At 74.0% G+C, this 1893-nt stretch carries 4 protein-coding genes; 3 read left to right on the plus strand and 1 reads right to left on the minus strand.

From position 1 onward, the window contains the following. The 3 genes from D7Y11_RS42465 to D7Y11_RS42475 form a co-directional block, all read left to right on the plus strand. Positions 1-216: thiamine phosphate synthase (locus D7Y11_RS42465; RefSeq protein ID WP_199753971.1), on the plus strand; the 216-nt coding region annotated here is incomplete at its 5' end. 19 nt (positions 217-235) lie between these two features. Then, positions 236-1003 carry a gamma-glutamyl-gamma-aminobutyrate hydrolase family protein gene (locus tag D7Y11_RS42470; protein WP_120581701.1) on the plus strand — a complete coding sequence of 256 codons (768 nt, stop codon included), beginning with the start codon at positions 236-238 and terminating at the stop codon, positions 1001-1003. Beyond that, positions 1000-1740: a bifunctional hydroxymethylpyrimidine kinase/phosphomethylpyrimidine kinase gene (locus D7Y11_RS42475; protein ID WP_120581702.1), complete on the plus strand. Its 741-nt coding sequence runs from the start codon at positions 1000-1002 to the stop codon at positions 1738-1740. Before D7Y11_RS42470 ends, D7Y11_RS42475 begins: the two co-directional genes overlap by 4 nt. 9 nt (positions 1741-1749) lie before the next feature. On the opposite strand, the gene D7Y11_RS42480 is transcribed toward D7Y11_RS42475, so the two are convergent. Then, a partial coding sequence (locus D7Y11_RS42480; RefSeq protein WP_306770499.1) for a DnaB-like helicase C-terminal domain-containing protein occupies positions 1750-1893 on the minus strand: 144 nt, incomplete at its 5' end.

A 1893-nucleotide genomic window follows, 5' to 3' on the forward strand; every position in this document is an offset into this window, starting at 1 on the left:
GTGCTGGGGCTGGAGGCCTTCCGGCGGGTGGTGGCCGAGAGTCCGCTGCCGGTGGTGGGCATTGGCGGGGTGGGCCTGGCGAACATCGCGAGCGTGGCGGCGACGGGGGCGCATGGCGCGGCGGTGGTGTCCGACGCCCTGCTTGCCCAGGACATCGCCGAGCGCGTGCGGCAGCTGGCGGCGGCGTTTGACAGCGCGCGGGGGACTGGCCTCTAACCAGAGGAAGTACCCCACCATGAACCATCTGCCTCCGCGTCATCACGGGACGACTGCGCGCCGTCCCAACATCGGCCTCAGCCCGGACTGGGCCCAGCCGGCCGACTCCGCCTTCCCCCGCTACGAATTGAAGGTGCCCTACGCGGAGGCGGTGCTGCGCGCGGGGGGCCTGCCCTTCGTGCTGCCGTACACCGACGACCCGTCCTGCGTGGACGCCTACCTGGAGCGGGTGTCCGGGCTGGTGGTGACGGGCGGCGCGTTCGACATCCCTCCTGCCGCGTATGGCGAGGAGGCCCGCGAAGGCATGGGGCCGCTGAAGGAGGGCCGCACGGCCTTCGAGGCGCAGCTCATCCGCGGCGCGCTCAAGCGCAACCTGCCGGTGCTGGGCGTGTGCGGCGGCATGCAGCTGTTGGCCGTGGTGCTGGGCGGCACGCTGTTCCAGGACATCCTGAAAGAGATTCCGGGCGCGCGCGACCACGAGCAGAAGCACGACCGCACCCAGCCGCAGCACCCGGTGGAGGTGAAGAACGGCACGCAGCTGGCGGAGGCCGTGGGGCACGGGCAGCTGATGGTGAACTCCACGCACCACCAGGCGGTGAACAAGCCGGGCACCGACGTGACGGTGAGCGCGGTGTCGCCGGACGGAGTGGTGGAGGCGATTGAATCCACCGCGCACACGTTCGCGCTGGGCGTGCAGTGGCACCCGGAACTGATGCTGGGGACCATCCCGGTGCACCTGGGCGTCTACAAGGCGCTGGTGCAGAAGGCGCGAGAGCACCGCCGGTGAGGCCGCGAGTCCTGCTCCTGGCGGGACTGGAGCCCACGGGCAGGGCCGGGCTCCTGGCGGACGTGGCCGCGGTGCGGGCGCGGGGTGGCGACGCGGTGGCGGTGCCCACGGCCCAGACGGCGCAGGGCTCGCACACCTTCGCGGTGGTGCCGGCGTCCCCGCGCATGCTGGCCGCGCAGGTGACGGCCGCGCGCGAGTGGGGCCCCCTGCACGCGGTGAAGTGGGGCGTGGTGCCCGGTCCGTCGCAGCTGTCCACGGCGAGGGCGGCGCTCAAGGACGCGGACGCGTGGTGGGTGGTGGACCCGGTGGTGCGCTCCTCCCGCGGACAGGTGCTGTCGCGCCTGACGCCCCGGCACTACCTGGCGCTCGCGGGCCCGCGCGTGCTGGTGACGCCGAACCTGGAGGAGGCCGCGTGGCTCCTGGGCCGGCCCGCGCTGGGCACGGTGGAGGACGCGCAGGAAGCAGCGGAGGCGCTGTGTCAGCGCGGCTTCGGCGCGGTGCTGGTGAAGGGCGGGCACCTGCCGGAAGGGCAGGGGCTGGCGGACGTGCTGGCCTTCGCCGGGCGCACGGTGGTGATGCGGGGGCGCCGGTTGAAGCGGCCGCCGGAGCGCCGGGGCACGGGCTGCCGGCTGGCGTCCGCGCTGGCGGCGGAGCTGGGCCGGGGCACGGGGCCGGAGGCCGCGGTGCGGGCGGCCCGTGAGCACGTCACGGGCTACCTGCGCACCGGCCGGGACTGACTCGGGCGGCTACTCGCTCCGGGCGCGGCTTTCGAAGCGCGTGTACTCCGCGAGGAACACCAGCTCCACGGAACCAATGGGGCCGTTTCGCTGCTTGGCGACGATGAGCTCCACGGGGATGACCGTGTTGCCCTGGCCACCGCCGCCGCCACC

It is taken from the genome of Corallococcus sp. AB018 (assembly GCF_003986945.1).
Taxonomy (GTDB): Bacteria; Myxococcota; Myxococcia; order Myxococcales; family Myxococcaceae; genus Corallococcus; species Corallococcus exiguus.

What these genes read in the sequence shown, in the direction of transcription:
- D7Y11_RS42470 (WP_120581701.1), top strand. Translation starts at nt 236, where the DNA reads ATGAACCATCTGCCTCCGCGTCATCACGGGACGACTGCGCGCCGTCCC.